This window comes from Pseudomonas sp. 910_23, assembly GCF_052850795.1.
Genome location: NZ_VXCZ01000032.1, coordinates 1 through 25,746, shown reverse-complemented (window position 1 = coordinate 25,746; position 25,746 = coordinate 1). Strand labels below are relative to the sequence as shown.

The window sequence follows — 25,746 nt, the reverse complement described above, 5'->3', positions numbered from 1 at the left end:
CCTCAGGCGTCTGTAATTACCTGCTAGCTTCAACTTGGAACACTCGACCTGGCGGTTTTCGAGCCGATCGCGTGTGCCTGGCATTCATTGTCGGGCGGAAAAGGATCTTCCCAAGCGGGTGCTTGTACATCGATCGATCTCGAGGGGAGACCCTAATGAATTACAACTGGGACTGGGGCGTGTTCTTCAAGTCCACCGGCGTGGGCAGCGAGACTTATCTCGACTGGTACCTCTCCGGGCTGGGCTGGACCATCGCCATCGCCATCGTGGCATGGATTATCGCCTTGCTGCTGGGCTCCATTCTGGGGGTCATGCGCACGGTACCAAACCGCCTCGTGTCGGGCATTGCGACCTGCTACGTAGAACTGTTTCGTAACGTGCCGCTGCTGGTTCAGCTATTCATCTGGTACTTCCTGGTACCGGACATGCTGCCGCAAAACCTGCAGGACTGGTACAAACAAGACCTGAACCCGACCACCTCGGCCTACCTGAGCGTTGTGGTGTGCCTGGGCCTGTTCACCGCCGCCCGTGTGTGTGAGCAAGTACGTACAGGCATCCAGGCGCTGCCACGTGGCCAGGAATCCGCCGCGCGCGCCATGGGCTTCAAGCTGCCGCAGATCTACTGGAACGTGCTGCTGCCCCAGGCGTATCGCATCATCATTCCACCGCTTACCTCCGAATTCCTCAACGTGTTCAAGAACTCCTCCGTGGCGTCCTTGATCGGCTTGATGGAACTGCTGGCGCAAACCAAACAGACCGCCGAGTTTTCGGCCAACCTGTTTGAAGCCTTCACCCTGGCCACGCTGATCTACTTCACCCTGAACATGAGCCTGATGCTGCTGATGCGCGTAGTGGAGAAGAAAGTCGCAGTGCCCGGCCTGATCTCCGTGGGGGGTAAATAATGGACTTCGATTTCAGCGGCATCATCCCCGCCATCCCGGGCCTGTGGAACGGCATGGTCATGACCTTGAAGCTGATGGTCATGGGCGTGGTCGGCGGCATCATCATCGGGACCATCCTGGCCCTGATGCGCTTGTCGTCCAATAAACTGCTGTCGCGTGTGGCCGGCGCCTATGTGAACTACTTCCGCTCGATCCCGCTGCTGCTGGTGATCACCTGGTTCTACCTGGCGGTGCCGTTCGTACTGCGCTGGATCACCGGCGAAGACACGCCGATCGGTGCGTTCACTTCCTGCGTCGTGGCATTCATGATGTTCGAGGCTGCGTACTTCTGCGAAATCGTGCGGGCCGGCGTGCAGTCGATCCCCAAGGGCCAGATGGCAGCGGCACAAGCGATGGGCATGACCTACGGCCAGACCATGCGCCTGATCATCCTGCCCCAGGCGTTCCGCAAGATGACGCCGTTGCTGCTGCAACAGTCGATCATCCTGTTCCAGGACACCTCCCTGGTCTACACCGTGGGCCTGGTGGACTTCCTCAACTCCGCCCGCTCCAACGGCGACATCATCGGCCGCTCCAATGAGTTCCTGATCTTTGCCGGTGTCGTCTACTTCATCATCAGCTTTTCCGCCTCGCTGCTGGTCAAGCGTCTGCAAAAAAGGTTTGCCGTATGATCTCTATCAAGAACATCAACAAGTGGTATGGCGACTTCCAGGTGCTGACCGATTGCAGCACCGAGGTTAAAAAAGGCGAAGTGATCGTGGTGTGCGGGCCCTCCGGCTCGGGCAAGTCCACCCTGATCAAGTGCGTCAACGCGCTGGAACCGTTCCAGAAGGGCGACATTGTGGTCGATGGCACCTCCATCGCCGACCCGAAGACCAACCTGCCAAAACTGCGTTCACGCGTTGGCATGGTGTTCCAGCACTTCGAGCTGTTCCCGCACCTGACTATCACTGAAAACCTGACCATCGCGCAGATCAAGGTGCTGGGCCGCAGCAAGGAAGAAGCCACCAAGAAGGGCCTGCAACTGCTCGACCGCGTGGGCTTGTCGGCACACGCCCACAAGCACCCTGGCCAGCTCTCCGGCGGCCAGCAGCAACGTGTGGCGATTGCCCGCGCCCTGGCCATGGACCCGATCGTCATGCTGTTCGACGAACCGACCTCGGCGCTGGACCCGGAAATGGTCAACGAAGTGCTCGACGTGATGGTGCAACTGGCCCATGAAGGCATGACCATGATGTGCGTGACCCACGAAATGGGCTTCGCGCGCAAAGTGGCCGACCGCGTGATCTTCATGGACGCTGGCAAGATCATCGAAGACTGCCCGAAAGAAGAGTTCTTCGGCGACATCAGCGCACGCTCCGAACGCGCACAGCACTTCCTTGAGAAAATCCTGCAGCACTAAGTACTAAACAGCTCCCACTGTAGGAATATGGCCAATGTGGGAGGGGGCTTGCCCCCGATAGCGGTGGATCAGTGACAGATGTATCGACTGACACACTGCTATCGGGGGCAAGCCCCCTCCCACACTGGATCGCACAGGCTGGCAGCTCTGGTTGACCCAAGGCATCTGTGATGAAATGCGACCCCAATCAATATCGCGCCGCGCCGCCATCACTTGCCGTGAAGCCTCGTCTGATACGCCAACTGTTCCTTCCGCCGTTGATCATCGCCCTGATGATCGGCCTGGGTTATATCGGCTTTTGGGTCAGCGAGTACTATGGCATCCGCACCCTCAGCGACAACGGCGAACGCCAGTTGGAGTTGCACGCCCGCACCGTCGAAAGTGAACTGAGCAAATACACCTATCTGCCCAGCCTGCTGGAGCTGGAGTCCAGCGTGTCGCAATTGCTGGCCGAGCCGAACCAGGAAACCCGCAAAACGGTCAACGACTACCTTGAGGGCCTGAATCGTCGCAGTCGCAGCCGAGCCATCTACGTGATGGACACCACCGGCCGCGTGCTGGCCACCAGTAACTGGCGCGATGCCGACAGTTACCAGGGTGAGGACCTGTCTTTTCGCGCCTATTTCCAGAATGCCGTACGCGGCCAGCCCGGCCGTTTCTACGGTATCGGCAGCACCAACGGCGAACCCGGCTATTACCTGGCCCATGGCCTGGAAGAGCACGGCAAGATCATCGGCGTCGCCGTGGTCAAGGTGCGCCTCGAAGCCCTCGAAGAACGCTGGCAGCGCGCCCGTCTCGAGGCGTTCGTGAGCGACGAGAATGGCATCATCATTCTGTCCAGTGACCCGGCGCGCCGCCTCAAGGCTGTACGCCCGCTGAGCGATGACACCAAGGATCGCCTGGCCCACAGCCTGCAATATTACTGGGCGACGCTCAATGAACTGCAACCCCTGGCCCGCGAGCGCCTGAACGAAGGCACCGAGAAACTGACCTTCCCGGCCAATTCGGAAGTGGTCAACGACCAGCACGCCGTCAGCTACCTGGCGCAAACCCGACCGCTCAACGACACGCCGTGGAATTTCACCCTGCTCACCCCGCTCAATGACCTGCGCCGTGCCGCGATCAATCAGGGCATCCTGGTGGCAGTTGCCTTCGGCCTTGTCGCCTTCCTGCTGATTGCCTGGAACGAGCGACGCAAGGTCATCGCCACCCGCCTCGCCGCTCGGGAAGCCCTGCAGGAAGCCAACAGCCAACTGGAGCGGCGGATCGCCGAACGCACCGCCGACCTGCGCGCCAGTAACGAACGGCTCAAGGGCCAGATCCGCGAAAGGCGCCAGGCCGAAGAGACCCTGCGCCGCGCCCAGGACGAACTGGTGCAGGCCGGCAAACTCGCCGCCATCGGCCAGATGTCCACCAGCATCGCCCACGAGTTGAACCAGCCGCTGGCCGCGCTGCGCACCCTGTCCGGCAATACCGTGCGCTTCCTTGAGCGCGGCGCCCTGGACACCGCCAGCACCAACCTCAAGACCATCAACGAACTGATCGACCGCATGGGCCGTATCACCGCCAGCCTGCGCTCGTTCGCCCGGCGCGGCGATGACCAGGGCGAAGCCAGCCTGGGCAAGGCCGTGGACGCTGCGTTCCAGGTGCTGGGCGCACGCCTGGACGGTTTGCCACTGACCTTGCACCGCGACTTCGCACCCGCCCAGTTGCAGATCGACCAGACACGCCTGGAACAGATTCTGGTCAACCTGATCGGTAATGCTCTGGACGCGATGCAGACGCAACCGGCGCCGCAATTGTGGTTGGAGGGCCAGAGTACCGAGGGCAAATACCGCCTGCTGGTACGCGACAATGGTCACGGCATCGCCCCTGAGGCACGCAAGCATTTGTTCGAACCCTTCTTCACCACCAAGCCCGGCGAACAAGGCCTGGGCCTGGGCTTGACCCTGTCCGCGAGCCTCGCAGCCGCGACCGGTGGCAGCCTGGCCGTGGAACACCCGGCCGGTGGTGGTACTGCCTTTGTCCTTAACCTGCCGCTGGCGGGCGCTAAAAAAGTTGAGTCGACATGAATACTGATCCCCAAGACCTGACCGTGCTGATCGTCGAAGATGATCCCCACGTGCTGCTCGGTTGCCAACAGGCCCTGGCGCTGGAAGACATCCACAGCGTCGGCGTGGGCAGCGCCGAAGAAGCGCTCAAACGTATCGGCGAAAACTTTGCCGGCATCGTCATCAGCGATATTCGCCTGCCGGGCATCGATGGTCTGGAGCTGCTGACCCGCCTCAAGGCGTTGGATAAAAGCCTGCCGGTGGTCCTGATTACCGGGCATGGCGATATTTCCATGGCCGTCGGCGCCATGCGCAACGGCGCCTACGATTTCATGGAAAAACCCTTCTCTCCCGAGCGCCTGGTCGATGTTGCCCGTCGCGCCCTGGAGCAGCGTGGGCTGGCGCGAGAGGTCTGGTCACTGCGCCGCCAGTTGGCCGAGCGTGATTCGCTGGAAGGCCGCATCATTGGCCGCTCGCCGGCGATGCAGAACCTGCGCGAGCTGATCGCCAACGTCGCCGACACGTCGGCCAACGTGCTGATCGAAGGTGAGACTGGCACTGGCAAGGAGCTGGTTGCCCGTTGCCTGCATGATTTCAGCCGACGCCACTCCCATCAGTTCGTCGCCTTGAACTGCGGGGGCCTGCCGGAAAACCTGTTCGAAAGCGAAATTTTCGGCCACGAGGCCAATGCCTTCACCGGCGCCGGCAAACGCCGCATCGGCAAGATCGAACACGCCCACCAAGGCACGCTGTTCCTCGATGAAGTGGAAAGTATGCCGATCAACCTGCAGATCAAACTGCTGCGGGTGCTGCAGGAACGCACCCTGGAGCGCCTGGGTTCGAACCAGAGCGTGGCAGTGGATTGCCGGGTAATCGCTGCCACCAAGTCCGACCTCGACGAACTGAGCCGCGCCAACCAGTTCCGCAGCGACCTGTACTACCGCCTCAACGTGGTCACCCTGGAACTGCCGCCTTTGCGCGAGCGGCGCGAAGACATCCTGCAACTGTTCGAACACTTCCTGCAGCAATCGTCGCTGCGCTTCGACCGGGCGGTGCCGGAGCTGGACAACCAGACCTTGTCGAGCCTGATGAGCCACGACTGGCCGGGCAACGTGCGTGAACTGCGCAACGTCGCCGAACGTTTTGCCCTGGGGCTGCCCGCCTTCAAGAAAAGCGGTGCCAGCAGCGGCAACCATGGCCTGGCCTTTACCGAAGCGGTAGAAGCCTTTGAGCGCAACCTGCTGGTGGACGCCCTGCAGCGTAGCGGCGGCAACCTGACCCAGGCCAGCCAGGAATTGGGCATGGCCAAGACCACGCTGTTCGACAAGGTCAAGAAATACGGGTTGAGCCACTGATGGATCTGTTCTTGAAGGCCGCACTTGGCGCGGCGGTGGTGCTGATCCTGGCGGCACTGGCCAAGACCAAAAACTATTACATCGCAGGCTTGGTGCCACTGTTTCCGACCTTCGCGCTGATCGCCCACTACATCGTCGGCAAAGGGCGTTCGGTGGAGGATTTGAAGACCACCATCGTGTTCGGGATGTGGTCGATCATTCCGTACTTCGTGTACCTGGCGACCTTGTATGTGATGGTGGATCGGATGCGGCTGGAGACATCACTGGCAGTGGCTGCCGTGGCCTGGTTGATGGCCGCGACGATCCTGGTCAGCATCTGGGTTCGCCTCCACTCCTGACTCAACTCGGTCAAAAATGTGGGAGGGGGCTTGCTCCCGATAGCGGTGGATCAGTGAAATATGTACTGACTGACACACCGTTATCGGGAGCAAGCCTCCTCCCACATTTTTTGCCCGCCGTGTGTCAGCGGACGATTTTGTCGACTTGAATCCCGAGTTTTTTCAGGCGATACCAGAAACTGCGCTCGGAAATCCCGATCCGCTGCGCCGCCGCGGCCTGCACCCCGTTGCTCTCCTGCAACGCCGCTAGAATGTAAGCTTTCTCCACCTCGGCCAGCGCCGCATCCAGATCCTGCGGCACGCCCGGGCCGTCGCTGAGGATCGCCGTCACATCGCCCTCGCTCGGTTTTGAAGCAAACAGATAACCCGGCAAATCAATATCCTCGATCACCGGCGACGCTGCCACGATGGTCGCGCGCTCCACGCAGTTTTGCAGCTCGCGGATATTGCCCGGCCAGTGATACGCCGCCATCGCCTGCAATGCCTCGGGGCTGAAGCCGGTAGTGCGCTTACCGGCGGTGGCGCTCAAGGTCTGGGCGAAATGCCGGGCCAGGGGCGCGATATCTTCCACGCGCTCACGCAGAGCCGGCAATGGAATCGGGAAGACATTGAGGCGGTAGTAAAGGTCTTCGCGAAACTCTTTGTTCGCCACTGCGTCCAGCAGGTTCTTGTTGGTGGCGGCAATGACCCGCACATCCACCTTGCGCTCGCGTGGGTCACCCACCGGCTCGATGACCCGCTCTTGCAAGGCGCGCAAAATCTTGGCCTGCAACGCCAGGGGCATGTCCCCCACTTCATCGAGGAACAGCGTGCCCTTGTCGGCCTGCATGAAGCGCCCTACCCGGTCGGCCACGGCGCCGGTGAAGGCGCCTTTGCGATGGCCGAACATCTCGCTTTCCAGCAAACCTTCGGGAATCGCCGCGCAGTTGACGGCCACAAAGGGTTTGTCGGCGCGGCTGCCATGCTTGTGGATGGCGCGGGCGACCATTTCCTTGCCGGTGCCGCTTTCGCCGGTCAGCAGGATGGTTGCGCCGCTGTCACGCACCGAGTCCACGGCTTGCAGCACCTTGCGAAACGCCGGGCTGTCGCCCACCAGGCTGTCGAACTGCGCATGTTCATCAAGCTCGGCGCGCATCCGCGCGTTATCGCGCATGATGTCGCGAAATTGCAGGGCCTTGGCCACGGTGATGTCCAGCTCGTCGATATCGAACGGCTTGGCGATGTAGTCATAGGCACCGTTGCGCATCGACTGCACGGCATTTTTTACCGTGCTGTAGGCGGTCATCACAATCACCGGCACCTGTGGATAGCGCACCTTGATCTCGGCCAGCAATGCCGGCCCGTCCATGCCCGGCATACGCCAGTCGCTGATCACCAGGTCGATGTCCTCCTCGCCCAGCACCTTGAGCGCATGCAGGCCGTTGCCCGCGCTGAACACATGGATACCGTTCTGGCTCAGGGCCTGGGTCAGCAAATCACAGAGCTTGGGCTCGTCGTCCACCACCAATACGTTATGCGTCATGCCCGTCCTCATCCTCGCCGTCGTCTTCACCGTTAGCCGGAATGTACAGGCTGAAGGTGGCGCCGGCATCTTTCTCACTGGCGCATTCGATGCTGCCGTCGTGACTTTCCATGATCGAATAGACTTTGGCCAGGCCCAGTCCAGTGCCCGATGCCTTGGTGGTGACAAACGGCGTGAAGATACGCTCGACCATATCCGCCGGGATACCCTGGCCCGTATCGGCGATGCTGATCACCGTGTTGTCGCCCACGTTGCGGATGCCCAGGGTCAGGCGCCCGCCTTCGGGCATCGCGTCGATGGCGTTGAGTATCAGATTGAGGCAAGCCTGCTTGAGCTGCTTGGCATCGGCATAGATCGTGGCGTCGGGCGCCTGATCGTCAATCTGTGCATCAATATTGTGAGTGCTCAGCTCCGGGCCGCAGAAACCGAGGATTTCTTCCACCAGGGCACGTGCCGGCTGCAGCACGCGTATCGGTGGATTGGGCTTGGCGAAATCGAGGAACTCGGTAATCAGCTCGTTGATGCGGCTGACCTCGCTGATGACGTACTCCAGGTGACGCTTATCGGTTTCCGCGAGGTCGGCCCGCCGATGCAACAATTGGGTGGCGGTCTTGATGATGCCCAGCGGGTTGCGGATTTCATGGGCCAGGCCCATGGCGACTTCACCCAGGGCATGCAGCCGATCACGCCGGCGTAGTTGGGCTTCCAGGTGGTGCAGTTCGCCGAGGCGCTCGGTCATGTGGTTGAAGGTGCTGCTCAACTGCGCCAGTTCATCACCGCCACTGACCACCACGCGATGCGCGTAACTACCGGAGATCACCGCGTTCACACCTTGGGACAAGTCGCGCAGCGGTTTGGTCAGGCGCTGCGACACCAGCACCCCGGCCGCCAGTGACAGCGCCGAGCTGAGCAGGAAGATCAGCACGAACAGGTTGCTCTGGTTCACCAGCCCTACCAGGCTGGTGTGACGCAACAGGCCGCTGAATATAACGCCTTGCAGTTCGCCGGCATCATTGAAGATCGGCCAGTACAAACCGCTGTACTGGTTAGTGAATTGCTCGCTGGGCTGCTTGGTGCTGCGCAGCGCGGCCTCGACGTTCTTCGGGATGCGCGAAGGGTGATTCTCGAAACGCTGGGTGGAAAATATCTCGGAAAAACCCGCCGGGTTGGCCAGGTACAAACGCAGGTCCAGGGAGTGCACATCGGCCACGCTGGTGAGGAAACTGCTGTCCAGGTAGGTCGCCACCAACAACAGGTAATCAACGCCATCGCGGCTGGTCTCGAAGGTTGACACCACCAGGCCCGTGCTCACACCTGCGACTTGCACGGTCTGCAGCACGGCATTGCTGGTCAGGTTGATCTGCCTGACGATGTCATCGGCGGCTGTGCTGAACACCACTTTGTGGTCGCTGGTGCGAATCAGCGCGACCACGTCGATATCGGTGGCATCGGCAATGTCGGCGGTCAGCCGGTCATGCTTGGCCGCCTGTTTGGACGACGGTGGGCTGGTATAGCGCAAGAACAGCTTGGCCATGCGCGCGTTGTCATGAAGGATGTCACCGATCTCATCCTTGACGATCTTGGTCGATTCTTGCAGCCAGATACGCACGTTGCTGTCGAAAATCTGCGACAGCGTGGTGGCGGCCAGCTCAGCGGCAATCATGGTCGGAATAACGCTGACCAGCCAGAACGCCAGCACCAGCTTGCGCTGGACGCTCCAACGCGAAATGGCAAAGGGGCGGGCTTTCTGGCGGGTCTTGGTGATCATCAGGTTTCGCTTATCGCAGCAGCCATGGCAGGGTCGGAACGATCCGGTCGAATAAACAGTTTTACAAGCTTGAGCAGGCCGTTGACCAGCCGGTTGCGGTGGCGGAAGAACAGGTTGTTGCCCTCGAACTCGCACCCCAGCCGCAGTTTACTGGCATACCCGGCCTGGCCGCACTCGTACACCGGGATATTGTGCTCGATACAATAGTCGACATTGGTCAGCCAACTGCGAAAGTACAGGTTGTACTCACGGCTGAACTCGATGTCGTGGCCAAAGAACTTATCCACCAGCCGCTGCTCATCCAGCAGGATCAGATTGAACGCCACCAGGCGTTCGTCCACCCAGTAAAGAACACAGACCGCCCGCTCGTGAAGGTGTTCAAGCACGCCGGTGAAGTAAGCGGCAGGCAGGCGCTCGAACTGTAGATCCGCGCGCGCAAGCGTGGCCTCGTACAGGCGCATGATCTGGGGCAGCACATCATCGACGTTGTGCCGCCACTCGATGCGCGGCCCAGGTGCCCGTAGCTTGCGGCGCAGGTCCTTGCGCGTGGATTTGCCCAGCGAGCCCAGGTACGCATCCACCGACCCATAGGGCAACGGCAACACCCCGGTCGGCAAGCTCGGCATGGTCTGAAAGCCGGCCGCACGACAACTGTCGGCCCAATGCGGGTCGTTGGTCGGCGCGTCCTTGACCGCCACCAGCCCAATACCGAAGTGGTCGGCATCCCGACGCGCAGCCGCCAGTAACTGGCGCAACAACAACGCGCGGCGGGCCTCGGGCACATGGCTGGCGACCCCCGCATCACAACGCTCAGCCACCGGCGAACCAATGGCGTACAGCGCCAATTGCAAAGCCTGCGGCCACAGGCGAGCCAGGCGTTCGGTCACGCGCTTGCCCGCCCCCGACACCGTGGTGTCGAGGCGATAATGGGTAATGAACGCAGCAGCCACAGCCACTAACGTTTCATCTTCGTAGACCGCCAGGTAACGCCACTGAAAATCATCGATAGCGGCGTTTTCTACAGCCAGGTAATAGTCCCAATCCTCCAGGGCACCGGGAAAACAGTCATTCCAGGCGTCACGCTGGATCGCCCGGATGGTCGGGAAGGCTTGGGTGGTTATCACAGATTGCCCTTATTTCTATGGCGAACGCCGATCAAATGTGAGAGCTGGCCTCGGTGCGTCAGGCAGACCGCAGTGATGCCATCGCCGGCAAGCCAGCTCCCACCTTGACCGGCGTTGACCTGAAGGCTGTGTGCTGCTCGACAAACTCGGCACTCAGCTCGATTACCCGTCGGTATTGCAGGTCGACCGTGATCATGTGGTAGCAGTTATCCAGCAAAATCTTGGTCACCGGGCCGCCGAGGTGGCGCTCCACGTAGTCGGCGTTCCAGCGGCTGGTGATGTCGTCTTCGATGGAATGCAGCACCAGCGCCGGCACCTTGATGTCGGGCATGCGCTTTTTGACCACCGCGTTCATGCGGTGCAATTCGCGCACGGTAATGCCTTCCATGGTCAGCAAACCGGCCTCGCTGCTTTCGCCTTCCTTCATCTGTCGCTCGACGATGGCCCGCAGGCGCTCATTCTTGATGCCGTAGGGCGGCTTTTCTTCGAAGCTGCAAACGTGCACGCCGAATGGAATCTTCATCAGCAACGGCGTGAGGAACGCCAGCTTGTTGATGCTCCAGCCGTCGTACTTCAGGGTGGTGGAGTACATCAGCAGCCCGGCGACCTGGCCTGGGTGTTCGGCGGCCACATACATGGACATCACCGCGCCCATGGACAAGCCGCCGACAAACACCTGCCCGTGGCGTTGCTTGACCTGCAGGAAGGTCTTGCGCACGCCTTCGTACCAGTCACGCCAGCCGGTAGCCTGCAAGTCGCTGTTATCGCCGCAGTGCCCGGCCAACGTGGGCACATACACCGTGCAATTGCCTGTCTTGGCCAGGCCCTTGGCGACCTGGCGCAACTCGGTCGGTGTGCCGGTCAGGCCGTGGATCAACAGGATCCCGACCGGACCTTCACCGAGAACGAAGCCGGCGGTACCTTCACCGAGGTCGATCCCTTGCGCATTCACCGATTGGTCGCTCGCACCAGTAGTTGCTCAAGCAGCTTGAGACCCAATTCGATTTCCGGGTAGCTGATTTCCAGGGACGGTGCCAGGGTGATCACGTTCTTGTAGTAACCGCCCACGTCGAGGATCAGACCCAGCTTCTGGCCGTCCACCACCATGTCGCCTTTCATGCCTTCCTCGACCATGTAATCCAGGGTCGCCTTGTCTGGGGTGAAGCCGTCCGGGCCGCAGATTTCGCAGCGCAGCGCCAGGCCCAGGCCGTCGACATCGCCGATGATCGGGAAGCGTTTTTGCAGGTCCTGCAAGCCTTCCAGGAAGAACTTGCCCTTGGCCATGACCATCGCGCCGTAATCGACTTCGTTGGTCATCTTGAACATTTCCAGGCCGACGGCGGTGCCCAACGGGTTGGAGGCGAAGGTGGAGTGAGTCGAACCTGGCGGGAACACCTTCGGGTTGATCAACTCTTCACGGGCCCAGATACCGCCCAATGGGTTGAGGCCATTGGTCAGGGCCTTGCCGAACACGATCACGTCCGGCTGCACATCGAAGTGCTCGATCGACCAGAGCTTGCCGGTGCGGTAGAAGCCCATCTGGATTTCGTCGGACACCATCAGGATGCCGTGCTGGTCCAGGACGTGCTTGAGCTCGCGGTAGAAGTTCATCGGTGGGATCACGTAGCCGCCGGTGCCCTGGATCGGCTCGACATAGAAAGCTGCGTATTCGCACTGGTTGGTTTTGGGGTCCCAGACGCCGTTGTATTCGGTCTCGAACAAACGGGCGAACTGCTGCACGCAATGGCTGCCGTACTCTTCCTTGGTCATGCCCTTCGGGCCACGGAAGTGGTAAGGGAATGGGATGAAGTTGGCGCGTTCGCCAAAGTGGCCGTAGCGACGACGATAGCGGAAGCTGGAGGTGATCGACGAGGCGCCGAGGGTGCGGCCGTGGTAGCCGCCTTCAAAGGCGAACATCAGGCTTTTGCCGTTGCTGGCGTTGCGTACCACCTTCAACGAGTCTTCGATGGACTGCGAACCGCCGACGTTGAAGTGCACTCGGCCGTCGAGACCGAACTTCTTCTTGGCGTCGACCGCGATCATTTCCGAGAGCTCGATCTTGCCTTTGTGCAGGTACTGGCTGGCAATTTGCGGCAGGGTGTCGATCTGTTGTTTCAGCGCATTGTTCAGACGCGGGTTGGCGTAGCCGAAGTTGACCGCCGAGTACCACATTTGCAGGTCGAGGTAAGCCTGGTCTTCGGTGTCCCACACGTAGGAGCCTTCGCAACGGCTGAAAATACGCGGAGGCTCGATGTAGTGAACGGTGTCGCCGTAGGAGCAATACTTGGCTTCTTTATCCAGAAGGATCTGGTCTTCGGCGGTAGCGATACGGATATCAGACATGATGGAAGAGTTCCTGAGTGTCAGAAGAGGTGTTGAAGGTGGTGGCGTTGGCGGCGATGCCTTGGGGCAGCTTGGCCAGCAGTGCGGTCACTTGCGCAAAGGTGTCGAAGCGCGCGTGAGGAATCTGGTTGGCGACGCAGTACTCGGCGAGGCTGCCCTTGGCGAACACGAAGTCGGCGGTGGAAGCCACGCACATGTCGGACTTGCCGTCACCGATCACCAGTACGCGCTTGTTGCGCGGGGTGGATTTGCACTTGCAGTTGCCGGAAGCGGCGCGGCAAGCATCGCTGGCGTAGGGGAAGTCGATACGCCAGCTGTTCTGGTCGACCTGGCGCAGGCGGTTGGCGAGGATCGGCAACAAGGTCACGTAATTGCGCGACAGGATGCGCGCGATGCCCTGCTCGATGCCGTCGCTGACCACCTCGATAGAGGCGCCCAGGTCCATGACGTGATCGACGAAATCCGGGAAGTCCGGGTCGATCTCGACGCTGTCGAAATACGCCAGCAGTTCGCTTGGGGTGGCCTTGATCAGCGCCAGTTGGCGGCTCAGGCATTCGCGTGAACCGATATGCCCGTCCAGCCATTGCTGTTCAATGGTTTCCCACTCGGGGCCGGCGAAGCGTTGGAGGACGTTGTCGATGACATCCGTGGGGGTAATGGTCCCATCGAAGTCACACACGATATGCCAGTGGATCATCTACCTGTACCTGAGAGAGCGCGCTGTATGCGCTTGCAACAGGGATAGAGCAGGGAGTGTGCCAACTAGTCAAAACCCAGTGGGGCTGGGGGTTTGCCGGCAGAGCCGCAGTGATAGGCGTGCTGCAAGCTACAATTTTTGTAGCTTGCTACAAACAACATGAGTGCTTGCGCAGGCGCGAGGGTTTGCGCGTTCATGCGCGCCTGTCACCTCAGGAACGTACACCATGACCAACATCACTTCTGCCGTATTCGCAGGTTTGCTCGGCCTATGGGGCTGCTCCAGTGCCGCCTGGGCAGACGGCATCAGCGGCGACGTGGGCGCGGGCCTGAGCTATCAGCCCCATGACCCCACCGGCAGCCGCTACGAAACCCGGCCCGTGCCCTACCTGGACCTGGATTGGGGCGACGTCAGCCTGAGCACCGACGACGGCTTGACCTGGAGCGCGCTGAACACCCACGGCATCACCGCCGGCCCCTATATCAATTACCTGGCAGGGCGTACCTCCAACGGTGAGTTGCAGGGCTTGCGCAATGTGTCGGACATGGCTGAGGTCGGCGGTTTCATCCAGTACGCCCCGGCCAACTTCTGGCGGGTCTACGCGCAGCTGGGCCAGGCCGTGGGCGGCGGGCATTCCCAGAGCGGCACCCTGGGTAAGATCGGCGGCGAACTGGGCTACCCGTTGGGCGGCGGGATTATCGGCAGCAGTGGGCTGGTGGCGCATTTTGCCGATGCACGCCAGGCCAATACCTTCTTTGGCGTAGACAACAACGAAGCCGACGCCACCGGCTTTCGGCCCTACAACGCCAGCGGCGGCTTCCAGAACGTGACGTTGAGCCAAAGCTTCGCCTTTCCCCTGGCGCCCCACTGGTCGCTGCTGACCAGCGCAAGCTGGGTGCATCTGGTGGGCTCGGCGGCCCGAAGCAGCATCGTCAAGCAGGCCGGCGAGGTGAATCAGGGGCAGGTGCAGACGGCGATCAGCTACACCTTCGACTGAATTACACGGGAGCAAAATTGTGGGAGCGGGCTTGCTCGCGAATGCGATGGGTCAGTTAAATATCGGGGGACTGACACACTGCTTTCGCGAGCAAGCCCGCTCCCACATTGAGACTGTGTTTCATAGCACTATCTTCAGTGTTCTTCGCCCTCAGCCAACAGCGCGATACCCCCGATAATCACCACCACGCCCACCCAATGTAGCACGCTGATGTGCTCCCCCAACCCCAACCACGACCCCAGCAGCACCGCCACAAACACCAGTGAACTCAGGGGAAACGCCAGCGACAAACTGCTGCGCCGCAAGATCAGCATCCACACAAAAAACGCCCCCAGGTAACTGGCAATCGCCGCCAGGATCCCCGGGTTACGCGCCACGTCGGCCAGCCACTGCCAAGTGAAATCCATCTGCCCCAATTGATCACCGGCCACCTTGGTAAACAATTGCCCGGCGCTTTCGGTGGCAATCAGTAGCGCCCACAGCACCAGGGTACCCAGGCGCCCATGTAACCAACCGCTATCGACTGTCTGCGTCGTCATGCCTGGCTCCCCGCAATCGCGACCAACATCACACCCAAGGTAATCACCAGCGTGCCCAACCAACGCCTTGGGCTGACCCTTTCCTTGAGCACCACCCTGCCCGCCAGAACCACCAGGCAATAAGCCAAAGCCGCCAACGGAAACAGCAGACTCAATGGCGCACGGGACAGGGCTTCGAGCCAGACGAAAAACTCGATGACATAGGCGCCCACACCGGCCCAGAGCAACGGTGCATTGAACACCTGGCCCCAGAATGCGCGCAGGCTGAACCCGCCATCGAGTTGCGGTAAGCGGTCCACGCCCAGTTTGAAACACAGCTGGCCAATCACATCGAGAACAATGGAAAACGCCAGCAGCAACACCACGGTCAGGGTCACGGGAACAGCTCCTCAAACAGGTTGATCAAGGCCTCATTGGTCGCGGCATTGCGCTGCAAATCTTGCACGCTCCAGCGCTGCGGCGGCGGCTGGTCGGACTTGGCTTCCCAGCGCTTGAACGCGTTGCTGAACACCGGCGTGGCGAACTCACCGCACACGTCGATGCCAATGATGCGTTTATGCGCCGCCAACGCCCGCAGGGCCTGGAGCAGATGGGTCAGGCGCATACCGCCCTGATCCCAATTGGTAGCGGCGTCTTCGCTGGCCAGCACATCCTTGTCGATGGTGATCCAGATCGCTTCGGTGGGCAGGCTGGCGATCATCTGGTCGAGGAATTTCGCCCAATCGAGCTCTGCCAGGTTGCGCCAGTGCAGGTGGTTTTCCTGCTGCTGGTGACCCGCTCCATCACCGACCCGACCCCAGACCTTCGACGGCGGGTGCTGCCAGGGAAACAGCTGCAATTGCCCGCGCTTGAGCGCGCCAAGGTTGCCGCCACGCAGTTGTGGGTTATGCAGGTCATCGCTGCACGGGCCGAGGGTGACGATGCGCTTGATCGCCGGCATCTTCAGTGCGCGGTTGACCCAAGAACCACAGTGGCGCTTGGGCGCAAAGCGTACCCAGTCGGGGTGGTTGTCGAAGTGGATCAGGCTGACGGGCTCTTTCAAATCAGCCAAAAAGGCCGGCGTAAGGTGGTGATAGTCACCGGAGCCGACAAACAGGATTTCCGGGCGCGCATCCCTGGGCCGAGGCCGTTGGGCCAGGCGTTCGGTGAATCGTTTCCAGGTTTTTTCTGTGGACCACAGGCGCAGTTTCGGCCCCAGATCGAGCAGGTCCAGACGCGTGGCCCGGCCGTTGGCCAACCGTCGGGCAATGGGTGCCTGGCCGGTAAGGCTGTGGTCGAGGTCAAGTATGTTCAAGGTAGTGTTTCACCCCTAATGGCAGCGCCCAACCGCAGGCCGGCCGGGCTTTAGGGGGGTAATGCAAGGGATGGGCCAGCGTTTGGATGAGCGCCGTTTTTGAAAACAATGAGTATCAAGTGTGGGAGCTGGCTTGCCTGCGATGGCCATAGGTATCTACATAACTTCGGTACGACGCTAAACCTGTGGCGAGGGAGCTTGCTCCCGTGACGACGGACAGCCGACGCTTATCTACCTGACACCCCACGATCAAACTGTGGGAGCGGCGGTGCGACGATTCGACTTGCTCGCGAAGGCGGCCTGAAAGCCGACACAGTTATACCGAGTACATATCCATTCCTGCGTTAACGGCCACTTAGGGTTCCGCCCTGACGGCGGGTCACTTTCGAAAAGCGCGAAAGTAACCAAAGCGCTCTTGCCCCACCACTCGGCACCTCGCTTAGGCTCGGTGTGCCCGTAATCCGCCATGGATTTTGGGGGCCGCCGCCACGCGCCATCCATGGCGCGGGGCGGCTAAACCGGCATCCCTGCCGGTTTACCCCCCAAATCCCTGTCGAATTCCGGCCAGCGTGGTTTAACGGGGCGCTTAAGATCAAAAGCAGATCAAGAGCGACTCGCTTCGCATCGTGGTTACCGTCGGCTGCTACAACCCACAAAAATGTGTAGATACCTATGCTGCCATGGCGGTGCAACGGTTAAACAGATGCTGACTGACCCACCGCTATCGCAGGCAAGCCAGCTCCCACATTAGAGCGGCGTCAGGATCGCGCTTCGGCAATGATCTGGCGAATCGCGCCCACAAAGGCTTCAGCCGGCTGGCCGCCGCTGACAGCGTACTGGTCGTTGAACACAATGGTCGGCACCGAGGTCACTCCGCGGGTGATCCACAGTTTTTCCTGCTCGCGCACTTCGGCGGCATATTCATCAGAGGCGAGAATTTCGGCGGCGCGCTTCAAGTCCAGGCCGACGCTTTCGGCAATGATCGCCAGGGTCGCGTGGTCGGACGGGGCCTGGCCATCGCTGAAGTACGCCTTGAAGAGTGCTTCCTTGAGGTTGTACTGCAAGCCTTCCAACCCGGCCCAATGCAACAGGCGATGCGCATCGAAGGTGTTGTAGATGCGGCTCTGGCCGTCGGTGCGAAAAGCGAAGCCCAACGCTGCGCCCATGTCGCGGATGCGCGCACGGTTGGCCTGGGATTCTTCGGCGGTGGAGCCGTATTTTTCAGTGATGTGCTCGACGATGTTCTGACCTTCGGCGGGCATGTTCGGGTTCAGCTCGAACGGCTGGAAATGAATCTCGGCCTGCACCTCGGCACCAAGCTGGTCGAGGGCTTCGGTCAGGCCGCGCAGGCCGATGATGCACCAGGGGCAGGACACGTCGCTGACGAAATCGATTTTCAGGGGAGTACTCATGGTAGGCAACCTCGCTGGCTTGAATGCGCCGCAAAGGTTGCACGATACACCAACTTCACAACACCTTCGAAGGCTCGCCCAAGTCGATCTGCGCCCAGTGCGCGGTATCTTCACGATGAGACTGCAGGTAGGGCAACACCGCCGCCAGCAACGGCGCCTTGAACGCTTCCTGGAAACGGTGGGCCAGGCCGGGTATCAGTTTCAACTGGCTACCTTGGATATGCGCGGCCAGGTGCACGCCGTGCATCACCGGCAACAACGGATCGGCCGTGCCGTGCACCACCAGGGTCGGCACGCGCAGTTGGTTGAGCAACGGCACGCGGCTGGGCTCGGCGAGGATCGCCATGATCTGGCGCTTGACGCCCTCGGGGTTGAACGCACGGTCGTAGGACAGCGCCGCCTGATGCAGCAACGCCTGACGATCATCCTTCACATTCGGGCTGCCCAGCGCCGCAAGCAAATCGGCTTGCTGCTCCAGGGCCACCTCACGATTGGGCGCGCTGCGCCGTGACAATAATTGCACCAGCGCCGCGTTCGGGGCGGGCAGGCCCTCGGCGCCGGAGCTGGTCATGATCAACGTGAGGCTTTCCACCCGCTGCGGCGCCATTGCCGCCAGGTGCTGGGCGATCATGCCGCCCATGCTTGCGCCAAGGACATGGAATTGCTGCACCTGCAACGCATCCATCAAGCCCAGCGCGTCGTCGGCCATGTCGGTCAATGTATACGGCGCAGCCACCGGCAAACCGAGCTTGTAGCGCAGCACCTCGAAGGTCAGGTTGGCACTGGCCGGCGCTTGCCGCCAGGTGGACAGGCCGACGTCACGGTTGTCGTAACGGATCACCCGAAACCCTTGCTCGCACAGGGCGACCACCACTTCATCCGGCCAATGGATCAACTGCCCACCCAGGCCCATCACCAGCAGCAAGGCAGGGTCCGACGCCCGCCCGATACTCTGATAGGCGATGCTCACCTGTTCCAGGTCGACCGTTTGGGTCGGGACATTGACATCACATCGAGAAGCCGCAAATGACGGCAGGCCGAATAAAAGAGCGGCCAATAAAAGCAAAACGCGCATGAAAAACACCGAAACGCAGAACCCCAGTAGAGCGCGAGTCTGATGAAGTTTGCTCAAGCGCGCTGCCACAGTTGCGTGACAATTTGATGAATGACGCCGAGCGGTCATCGGCCTCTAACTATGTAGGCCACAACCTTCCTCTTGCTCAACGTTAATGAGGCTCTCTTTTTTCGTGAGCACCGTCCCCTTTGGGTCGCCAGCGAATAAAGCTTGTTCACTTCAGCACAGTCCGCAACGTAGCGGCCTGTGCGCTCCAACGCCCTACTTCAAGGATTGAAACCATGACCCACACTACAGGCCCCACCGATTTCGGCGTCTGGTCTCCACTGCCGCTACCGAGCATTGACGAAGACCTGTTGGTCGACGCCACCCAACGCTGGCAAGACTGCCGCCGCGATATGCTCACGCTGATGGCCGGCATTCCGACGGTTCGCAGTTCGATCAACCGCCTGCTCCAAACCGATCTGCAACTGGACGGCGAGCGCGTGATGCTGCAGTTCTCCGCCACCGAACAACGTGGCCGCAGCCTGATCAGCCTGACCGATGCCTGCCTCTACCTGCAACAACACCCAAACCTGGACACGACGCAAATACCGGAATGCAACCTGCTTTACCTGCCGGCGCAACCACCCCTGGCGCAACACACCGTTGCCCAACTGCTCGATGAGCTTAAAACCCTGGATCTGGAGCAAGCGATCGAGGACAACTGGTTGCGCTATTGGCGCACGGAGCGGGCCCCCAATACGCCTCTGACCTGCCTCAACCGGGCGATCGAACTCTACCGGATCCACTTCGAAGCCAGTGGTGAACACTTGCTGGCCGAAAAAAAGATCCATCCCGAAGTGCTCACACCGTTGTTCTCGCTGATCAACCCGGTAGCGCCCACGGCCGACGCGCCAAAATTCTGCGTCGAGCAGCTGTTGCTCAAGCGCACCGGGGCCAATGCCATCGCGCTGCCCGGCGCCTGGGTCCTGACCCTGGATACAGAACAACCGGTCAGCCAACTGGTGTACCTGCCGACACAGGCGCCTGCCTGGCATACCTTTAGCCGGCGCCTGGACCTGGAGCGTTGGTTGCTCGACCGGCAAACCACATTGTTCGCAGCCAGCAATATCGATCCCCTGGCCAGTATCGAGTACAAGATCAACAACAACCCGCTGGAAGCCGGCCTCAACCTTTGGCTCAAGCAGTTGGCCAACCAGCAATACCAGGACGCGATCAAGCCGTTGGCCCACGTCAAGCTCCACGATGCCTTCCAGGCCAGCCAGCATATTGACCAACGCGATGTTCAGCGCCGGGCCCAGGCACTCTTTGCGCAAGCGCCCGACCAACCGGGGACGACCGTCGATGCACAGGTCGACAGCAACCTGCCACAGTTCGGCCTGCTGCATAACGGCATACAGGCCAGCCAACGCAAGGTCCTGATACGACAGCACCGCCGCGCCCTGGAAAAACTGTTCGGCAGCAACACGCCGACGAGCCCAGTCTGGCAATCGTTCAAACAGCAACTGGACAACCTGAAAGTGCAGCAACGCGCCGCTGAAGACGCGGCACGCGCCATGCTGAACCGTAGACACTTGGATTTCGCCGCACTCAACACCCACTACTCCGCGCTCTACCAGGCGCGCCTGCAGGGGCTGCGGATCGAGGCGAACATTCAGCGGGCCCTGGACCAGATCACCGAAGCCGAACTGCTACAGATCACCAGTGCCCTAGATACGCTTGAGCCTGACGTCATGACGTTGGTGTTGTCGGTCAAGCGGCCCGGCGATCTCCAATCGACACACACCGAACTCAACGGGCCGCTGGTCTTGCTTCCCCCCCAGGACCCGCAAACCCCAACCACCGGCAGCGGCACGCATTTCGTCTACTGGCCCGGTAACGACGGCGGCTTGCAACGCTTCGCCTCCCGACAGGCGCTGGAAGAAGCTTTGTTCGCCATCCATCCCCAAGATGAGGTACTGGCCCTGCAGTTCAAGCCATTGACGCAAGATCCCTTCGACTACAGCCTGAGCAGTCAACAAACCGCCTTCGAAGAAAAAGCCGCGAGACTGCGCCAAACCTGGCCCGCCCCGGAAGACGCCGCAACGCTAGCCGGTGAGTTGGAAAGACTGCGTGCACAAACGCTGCCGAGCTTGCTGATCCCGGATAACGCGGCACGCGAGGCCGCGTACCTGCAACTCATCGAGCAGTACAATGCCCAGGTGCTGGCCAACGACATGCAACCGTGGATGCGCCTACAGTCCACAGAAAAACACGAAACCCTAAAGAAACTGCTGAGCGCCTATATCCCCGCGCTGACCCGTTCACAGGCCTTGTTTGGACGCTCGCTGCCAGCACGTGACGTGTTTGTCAGCCAACAGCTGGATGCACGCTTGCGCAAGGATTTCGGCATTAAAAAAGGTTTTACCCTGGAGCTGGAGCTGCCCGACTCGGTGGCGCAAAAGCGCGATATCGTTGCCGGTGCCGCGCCGGGCTCGCCAATCAAAATGATCGACGTCCCTAGCGCTAAACGCAGCAAGATGACCCTGGACACCCTGGCCTTACTCAACATCGGCTCTGATATAAGTCTGCGCCTGGGGTTCGTGAGCGTCGAAGTGACGGCCGATGATCCCCTCGAAGGCAACACCCTGAAGGCGGGTGTCACCAGCCACTATCTGGCGGCCATGGTCAAGGACCTCAATCTGGCGCAACGCTATGAAACGCGGATTATCAGGGCCTTCGATGGTTCACCGGAGGAGTCTACATTCCAAAAACAGTACCGCCGCGAATGCCTGGTCGAACCCCTGCGTCTGATGCTCAAGGCCCAAGGCCTGCTGGCGGTCATGCAAAACCATATCAACAGCGACGAACTGAGTACCCTCAATACAGCGATCGATGCCGATACCCAGAGCGCCTGGGATGTCGATGGCAAGCGCATCCGCCTGTTGCCGGCCCACCTGAGCATAGGCGGCAAGGACACAAACCAGGAAAGCCCGATCACACTATCGGGTATCACATTCATTGAGGAACAGAACAGCGGGAGCATCGTGCTCTACCTACCCGACGCCCCCGACCAACGCTACCTGCGCGGTTATGCCAGCCTTGAAAAGGCGCGCCTTGCTCTGTTTGAACTGTGCCGGCTCGACAGCATGTTGGAGTATGTCGCGGGCCGTGCAATCAAGGGGGACGTACGGGCACACATCAGCCGCATCGGTCAGGCCATCGACAAAGACCAAAACTCGATGATCCAGTCAGGCTTTGCTTGGCCGGCCACCACTTCGCTGGCTGTCCATCAGTTGAATGCCCATAGGGGCCGCCTGCTCGAAGCCCATCGTAATGACTCACGCTCCAACGATGATCTGGCCAATGAGAGGTACCATCTTCAAAGTGCCAAGGTGTTCAACGGCATCAAAATTGCCCTGAGTATTGTCCCGGTGGTTGGTACCGCCGTATCCCTGGTAGACGCTCGCATCAGCCTACATCAGGCGGTTGCTGCGTTCCGGCGCGGTGATATCGACGATGGCATCGACCTGCTGGCCTCGGTGTTCGAAAGCCTGTTGTATGCGGCCATGGATGCCCTGGCCATGGCCGCGGTGCCCAGCGCACGCGCCAGCACCGCCCGCCAACTGACCGCAGCACGCCAAGGCAAACAGGCGCCAAGCCCAAGCTTCTGGCGATCCTTGAAACGCCGCCAGGGCACCACCACCACCACCACCACTCGCCAGCGCTTCGCTGGCTTCGAACACCCCGACCCCCTTGCAAGCGGCAGCCTGCAACCGGTGTTGACCGGGCCCTATCGCCACACCTTGCGCCATAACGTGTCCGGCGATTACTTCATCTTCAGTGAAGGGCGTTATTACAGAGTCAGGTACGACGCCGGCACCGGAGAAATGCGCCTGATTGCCAGAAACAGGTACGACAGTGTGGTCGTTGAGCTGGACCCTGCCCTGCAATGGGACACTTACGGAGCGCTGCATGGTGGTCGCAACACCGTTTATGGCGGTGGCAGCCGGCGCAGAGGGCGTGGGGAAGCCCAGCCGGGCAGCGTTCCACCGGCGGTCAATCGGCAACTCCCGGCACCCGCGCTGGAGGTCAATACGCAGCGCGCTACGCTCGGTAACGATGTGACAACCCAATACAACAACCTTAAGACCCAAGTCGATGCCAGCACCGCAAAGTTAAGAAAATACGCAAGCGACTATCCAACCCCCTCAACCACGTCCACTCAAAGAACAACAGACAGCAAAGCCCTGGATGTCGACCTGGCCAGGGACATCGAAAGCGCCAAGAAGATGTATACGTCGCTCGAACTGGCCCAGCAACAGCAAGTCCGCCTACCCGACTTCAACTATGCAGCAGAACTGAGTAAAACAGCCCACATTGTGTCGGACCGACTCAATCACCTGATTCACCATGCCAGCAACCGTTGCGTGGCGTCACTTGACCGATCCATCGCGATCACCCAGCAACTGGATAACCTGTCTCCAGCCTCCCCCATAACTCAAACACTGCTCAATGAAGTGAGGCAATGCCGCCTGAACATACTTGATGATCTTAACGTGATAGAGCGCTCGATGAAGGACATGGGCACCTGGAGCAAACGCATTACCGCCAGAACGGCGCGCACTGAGGTCGCGGCCAACCTGGCTCATTGGAAGCAGAAATTTACCGACCTGCGCATTACCAGTATGCGCAGCGGCCAACTGTTGCACCCCATCACCCGCCGACAGCAAACCGTGGGCATTGACTGGATCTACCAGGAAACTGCGGTGAATCAGGCCAGGCACAACGTCAGCCGCGCTCTAACCGCGCACATGACCCTACCCGAAGCCAATATCAGCCGGGTTGAACGCAATCGAATATTGCAGAACTGCATCAAGGTCTATGAAGAGTTTTCACGTGACCTGAGTGCCTGGAACGAGAGGTCACCAGATCATTTCGATCCGAACTTTTTCCAACTCATGCAAAAAGACCTTGACCGCTTGATTCGAAAAGCCGAACGGGCCATCAAGAAACCCGCCTCCGAGCCCAATCCAAACGCTACTCGGACGGCCTTTGAAACCGAGGACGGGCAACTATTGATAGGCACCGAAAAACCCGCCGGGCAACAATCACCGCGACAATTCATCATCAGCGACGCCGACGGCAATCCCACTGAGGTATGGGATAGGGTTGGCGACAGCAACACCTACCGTTTGAACCCGACCCAGAGCCAACCTGCCGCCGCCCCGCCTGCGCTGCCCACCGACCGCCGCGCCACGCTTGCGGATGCCCGTACCCGCCTGGACGCAGTGGATGCTTTTGAAAAGCAGGTGCGAGGGTACAAAACCATGGAGCCGATCAACCTCGAACACAGGCTGGTCACCGAAGCCAAACAACTCAGGATTCGCGCCAACAACGTGCAAAGCCTGGACGCGGGCAACCCGATTGTCGATCAATTACGCACTCGTGCAACTGCGCTTGAACAGGCAGGCGAAGCCTTACGGATCCAACGCAGCCTGGAAAGCCCAACGCCGACTGAAGGCTACCTGGACTATCTGGCCGGTAAAGGCCGAGTGGTGATTCGAAAAATCGGAGCGCGTAAAAAGCTCAGGGACAAACGCCCTGACGGCAAAGACGACTACCTGCAGGAATACGAGATCTACGACTCGAACCGGCAGGCTAAGGCTGACCAACCGATCTGGTACGCGCACTTTCACTATGACGCGCTGCAGTCCTCGTTCGACAGTTTCCCCAAGGCGCATTTAAAGCGCTTTGAACAACGCTACCTGGGCATGAAATGGCAAGCCGCAGCAGAGGGACTGGCATTTGCAGACACTAAAATCTGGCGTGGGTCTATCGAAAAGCCCTTCGCCAGAATGCACTTCCAGGCGCTGAAGTAAGCCCAATAGGTGGGCGGCCAACATGAAGAGCTTTCAATGAATTATCATTGTGCGCAAATACTATTCATGGAGGCGACAGTGCTGGAAATCCGTCATCTAAAAACACTGCATGCCCTGCGTGAAGCCGACAGCCTGGTAGAGGCAGCCGAGCGCCTGCACCTGACACAGTCCGCCTTGTCCCACCAGTTCAAGGAACTGGAAGAGCGCCTGGGCATGCCGCTGTTCGCGCGCAAGACCAAGCCTGTGCGCTTCACCAGCGCAGGACTGCGTCTGCTGCAACTGGCGGACGCCACCCTGCCCTTGCTGCGTGGCGCCGAACGCGACATCGCACGGCTGGCAGGCGGCACCGCCGGGCGCCTGCACATGGCCATCGAATGCCACAGCTGCTTCCAGTGGCTGATGCCGACTATCGACCAGTTCCGCGATGCGTGGCCGGAGGTCGAGCTCGACCTGGCCTCCGGCTTTGCCTTCGCCCCCCTGCCGGCCCTGGCCCGTGGCGACCTGGACCTGGTGGTGACTTCCGACCCGCTGGAGCTGCCGGGTATCACCTATGTGCCGCTGTTCACCTACGAAGCCATGTTGGCCGTGGCCAACCAGCACCCGCTGGCGAACAAGTCATACATCGTGCCGGAAGATCTGCTGACGGAAACCCTGATCACCTACCCGGTGGAAAGAGACCGCCTGGACATCTTCACCCGCTTCCTGGAACCGGCCGACGTGGAACCCGCCCTGGTACGCACCTCGGAGCTGACGGTGATGATGATGCAACTGGTGGCCAGCGGCCGAGGCGTCTGCGGTATGCCCCACTGGGCGCTGCATGAGTACAGCTCACGCGGGTATGTGAAGGCCAAGCGCCTGGGCGAGAAAGGTCTGTTCGCCACGCTGTACGCGGGCATTCGGGCGGACATGCTGGATGCGCCGTACATGCGCGACTTCTTGCTGACGGCCAAGGACACGTCGTTTTCCACCCTGGATGGGGTCAGCGCAGTGCGTTAAGCGACTTCGCAGCCCCCCCTAACCACGATGCGAAGCGAGCCGCTCTTGATCTGCTTTTGATCTGCTT

General features: G+C 60.5%; 20 protein-coding genes. 9 read left to right on the top strand and 11 right to left on the bottom strand.

What is annotated here, in order from left to right:
* The first annotated feature begins 155 nt into the window (after window positions 1-155).
* The 6 genes from FW800_RS26790 (at window position 156) to FW800_RS26765 (ending at window position 6,048) form a co-directional block, all read left to right on the top strand.
* On the top strand, window positions 156-902 hold the full coding sequence (locus FW800_RS26790) for an amino acid ABC transporter permease (protein WP_003188956.1): 747 nt from the start codon (window positions 156-158) through the stop codon (window positions 900-902).
* Window positions 902-1,573, top strand: coding sequence for an amino acid ABC transporter permease (locus FW800_RS26785; protein ID WP_003188954.1), 672 nt, complete (start codon window positions 902-904; stop codon window positions 1,571-1,573). Before FW800_RS26790 ends, FW800_RS26785 begins: the two co-directional genes overlap by 1 nt.
* Window positions 1,570-2,304: an amino acid ABC transporter ATP-binding protein gene (locus FW800_RS26780; protein ID WP_003188952.1), complete on the top strand. Its 735-nt coding sequence runs from the start codon at window positions 1,570-1,572 to the stop codon at window positions 2,302-2,304. The genes FW800_RS26785 and FW800_RS26780 overlap by 4 nt, the downstream gene beginning before the upstream one ends.
* 170 nt (window positions 2,305-2,474) lie before the next feature.
* Complete coding sequence (locus FW800_RS26775; protein WP_032877539.1) at window positions 2,475-4,376, top strand: sensor histidine kinase; 1,902 nt, start codon at window positions 2,475-2,477, stop codon at window positions 4,374-4,376.
* Complete coding sequence (locus FW800_RS26770) at window positions 4,373-5,710, top strand: sigma-54-dependent transcriptional regulator (protein ID WP_282443207.1); 1,338 nt, start codon at window positions 4,373-4,375, stop codon at window positions 5,708-5,710. Before FW800_RS26775 ends, FW800_RS26770 begins: the two co-directional genes overlap by 4 nt.
* Window positions 5,710-6,048 carry a GlpM family protein gene (locus tag FW800_RS26765; protein WP_446438828.1) on the top strand — a complete coding sequence of 113 codons (339 nt, stop codon included), beginning with the start codon at window positions 5,710-5,712 and terminating at the stop codon, window positions 6,046-6,048. The genes FW800_RS26770 and FW800_RS26765 overlap by 1 nt, the downstream gene beginning before the upstream one ends.
* Before the next feature lie 124 nt (window positions 6,049-6,172).
* Here the strand turns inward: FW800_RS26765 and FW800_RS26760 are convergent, their stop codons facing one another.
* The 6 genes from FW800_RS26760 to FW800_RS26735 are packed head-to-tail and all read right to left on the bottom strand — an operon-like array spanning window position 6,173 to window position 13,502.
* Window positions 6,173-7,570 (bottom strand): sigma-54-dependent transcriptional regulator, encoded by a 1,398-nt coding sequence (locus FW800_RS26760; protein ID WP_446438827.1) that lies wholly within the window; start codon window positions 7,568-7,570, stop codon window positions 6,173-6,175.
* Window positions 7,560-9,338 (bottom strand): sensor histidine kinase, encoded by a 1,779-nt coding sequence (locus tag FW800_RS26755; RefSeq protein WP_078820407.1) that lies wholly within the window; start codon window positions 9,336-9,338, stop codon window positions 7,560-7,562. The genes FW800_RS26760 and FW800_RS26755 overlap by 11 nt, the downstream gene beginning before the upstream one ends.
* The gene (locus FW800_RS26750; RefSeq protein ID WP_446438826.1) at window positions 9,338-10,462 is read right to left on the bottom strand and encodes a GNAT family N-acetyltransferase; all 1,125 of its coding nucleotides are present in this window, start codon (window positions 10,460-10,462) and stop codon (window positions 9,338-9,340) included. Before FW800_RS26750 ends, FW800_RS26755 begins: the two co-directional genes overlap by 1 nt.
* Before the next feature lie 58 nt (window positions 10,463-10,520).
* Entirely contained in the window at window positions 10,521-11,414 is an 894-nt protein-coding gene (locus FW800_RS26745; RefSeq protein ID WP_005785233.1) for an alpha/beta hydrolase, read from the bottom strand.
* The gene (locus FW800_RS26740) at window positions 11,411-12,805 is read right to left on the bottom strand and encodes an aspartate aminotransferase family protein (RefSeq protein WP_005785231.1); all 1,395 of its coding nucleotides are present in this window, start codon (window positions 12,803-12,805) and stop codon (window positions 11,411-11,413) included. Before FW800_RS26740 ends, FW800_RS26745 begins: the two co-directional genes overlap by 4 nt.
* On the bottom strand, window positions 12,798-13,502 hold the full coding sequence (locus FW800_RS26735; protein ID WP_032877547.1) for an MtnX-like HAD-IB family phosphatase: 705 nt from the start codon (window positions 13,500-13,502) through the stop codon (window positions 12,798-12,800). Before FW800_RS26735 ends, FW800_RS26740 begins: the two co-directional genes overlap by 8 nt.
* Before the next feature lie 226 nt (window positions 13,503-13,728).
* Between FW800_RS26735 and FW800_RS26730 the strand changes: the two genes are divergently transcribed.
* Window positions 13,729-14,499 (top strand): MipA/OmpV family protein, encoded by a 771-nt coding sequence (locus tag FW800_RS26730; protein WP_446438825.1) that lies wholly within the window; start codon window positions 13,729-13,731, stop codon window positions 14,497-14,499.
* 134 nt (window positions 14,500-14,633) lie between these two features.
* Here the strand turns inward: FW800_RS26730 and FW800_RS26725 are convergent, their stop codons facing one another.
* The 5 genes from FW800_RS26725 to FW800_RS26705 form a co-directional block, all read right to left on the bottom strand.
* Window positions 14,634-15,038, bottom strand: a complete 405-nt coding sequence (locus FW800_RS26725; RefSeq protein WP_446438824.1) for a transporter — start codon at window positions 15,036-15,038, stop codon at window positions 14,634-14,636.
* On the bottom strand, window positions 15,035-15,415 hold the full coding sequence (locus FW800_RS26720) for an EamA family transporter (RefSeq protein ID WP_032877549.1): 381 nt from the start codon (window positions 15,413-15,415) through the stop codon (window positions 15,035-15,037). The genes FW800_RS26725 and FW800_RS26720 overlap by 4 nt, the downstream gene beginning before the upstream one ends.
* Entirely contained in the window at window positions 15,412-16,332 is a 921-nt protein-coding gene (locus tag FW800_RS26715; protein ID WP_103733406.1) for an arginase family protein, read from the bottom strand. The genes FW800_RS26720 and FW800_RS26715 overlap by 4 nt, the downstream gene beginning before the upstream one ends.
* A 758-nt stretch (window positions 16,333-17,090) precedes the next feature.
* Window positions 17,091-17,744: a DsbA family oxidoreductase gene (locus FW800_RS26710; protein ID WP_446438823.1), complete on the bottom strand. Its 654-nt coding sequence runs from the start codon at window positions 17,742-17,744 to the stop codon at window positions 17,091-17,093.
* 55 nt (window positions 17,745-17,799) lie between these two features.
* Entirely contained in the window at window positions 17,800-18,819 is a 1,020-nt protein-coding gene (locus FW800_RS26705) for an alpha/beta fold hydrolase (RefSeq protein ID WP_032877553.1), read from the bottom strand.
* A 281-nt stretch (window positions 18,820-19,100) separates the two neighbouring features.
* On the opposite strand from FW800_RS26705, the gene FW800_RS26700 reads away from it, so the two are divergent.
* Window positions 19,101-24,683, top strand: a complete 5,583-nt coding sequence (locus tag FW800_RS26700) for a dermonecrotic toxin domain-containing protein (RefSeq protein WP_446438822.1) — start codon at window positions 19,101-19,103, stop codon at window positions 24,681-24,683.
* Between the two features lie 78 nt (window positions 24,684-24,761).
* The gene (metR, locus tag FW800_RS26695; RefSeq protein ID WP_005785216.1) at window positions 24,762-25,679 is read left to right on the top strand and encodes a transcriptional regulator MetR; all 918 of its coding nucleotides are present in this window, start codon (window positions 24,762-24,764) and stop codon (window positions 25,677-25,679) included.
* Window positions 25,680-25,746 lie beyond the last annotated feature (67 nt).

Coding starts and splice junctions, on each gene's coding strand:
- FW800_RS26730 (WP_446438825.1), top strand. CDS start 13,729: ATGACCAACATCACTTCTGCCGTATTCGCAGGTTTGCTCGGCCTATGG.
- FW800_RS26725 (WP_446438824.1), bottom strand. CDS start 15,038: ATGACGACGCAGACAGTCGATAGCGGTTGGTTACATGGGCGCCTGGGT.
- FW800_RS26700 (WP_446438822.1), top strand. CDS start 19,101: ATGACCCACACTACAGGCCCCACCGATTTCGGCGTCTGGTCTCCACTG.
- FW800_RS26780 (WP_003188952.1), top strand. CDS start 1,570: ATGATCTCTATCAAGAACATCAACAAGTGGTATGGCGACTTCCAGGTG.
- FW800_RS26710 (WP_446438823.1), bottom strand. CDS start 17,744: ATGAGTACTCCCCTGAAAATCGATTTCGTCAGCGACGTGTCCTGCCCC.
- FW800_RS26765 (WP_446438828.1), top strand. CDS start 5,710: ATGGATCTGTTCTTGAAGGCCGCACTTGGCGCGGCGGTGGTGCTGATC.
- FW800_RS26735 (WP_032877547.1), bottom strand. CDS start 13,502: ATGATCCACTGGCATATCGTGTGTGACTTCGATGGGACCATTACCCCC.
- FW800_RS26705 (WP_032877553.1), bottom strand. CDS start 18,819: ATGCGCGTTTTGCTTTTATTGGCCGCTCTTTTATTCGGCCTGCCGTCA.
- FW800_RS26785 (WP_003188954.1), top strand. CDS start 902: ATGGACTTCGATTTCAGCGGCATCATCCCCGCCATCCCGGGCCTGTGG.
- FW800_RS26740 (WP_005785231.1), bottom strand. CDS start 12,805: ATGTCTGATATCCGTATCGCTACCGCCGAAGACCAGATCCTTCTGGAT.
- FW800_RS26790 (WP_003188956.1), top strand. CDS start 156: ATGAATTACAACTGGGACTGGGGCGTGTTCTTCAAGTCCACCGGCGTG.
- FW800_RS26770 (WP_282443207.1), top strand. CDS start 4,373: ATGAATACTGATCCCCAAGACCTGACCGTGCTGATCGTCGAAGATGAT.
- FW800_RS26755 (WP_078820407.1), bottom strand. CDS start 9,338: ATGATCACCAAGACCCGCCAGAAAGCCCGCCCCTTTGCCATTTCGCGT.
- FW800_RS26760 (WP_446438827.1), bottom strand. CDS start 7,570: ATGACGCATAACGTATTGGTGGTGGACGACGAGCCCAAGCTCTGTGAT.
- FW800_RS26775 (WP_032877539.1), top strand. CDS start 2,475: ATGAAATGCGACCCCAATCAATATCGCGCCGCGCCGCCATCACTTGCC.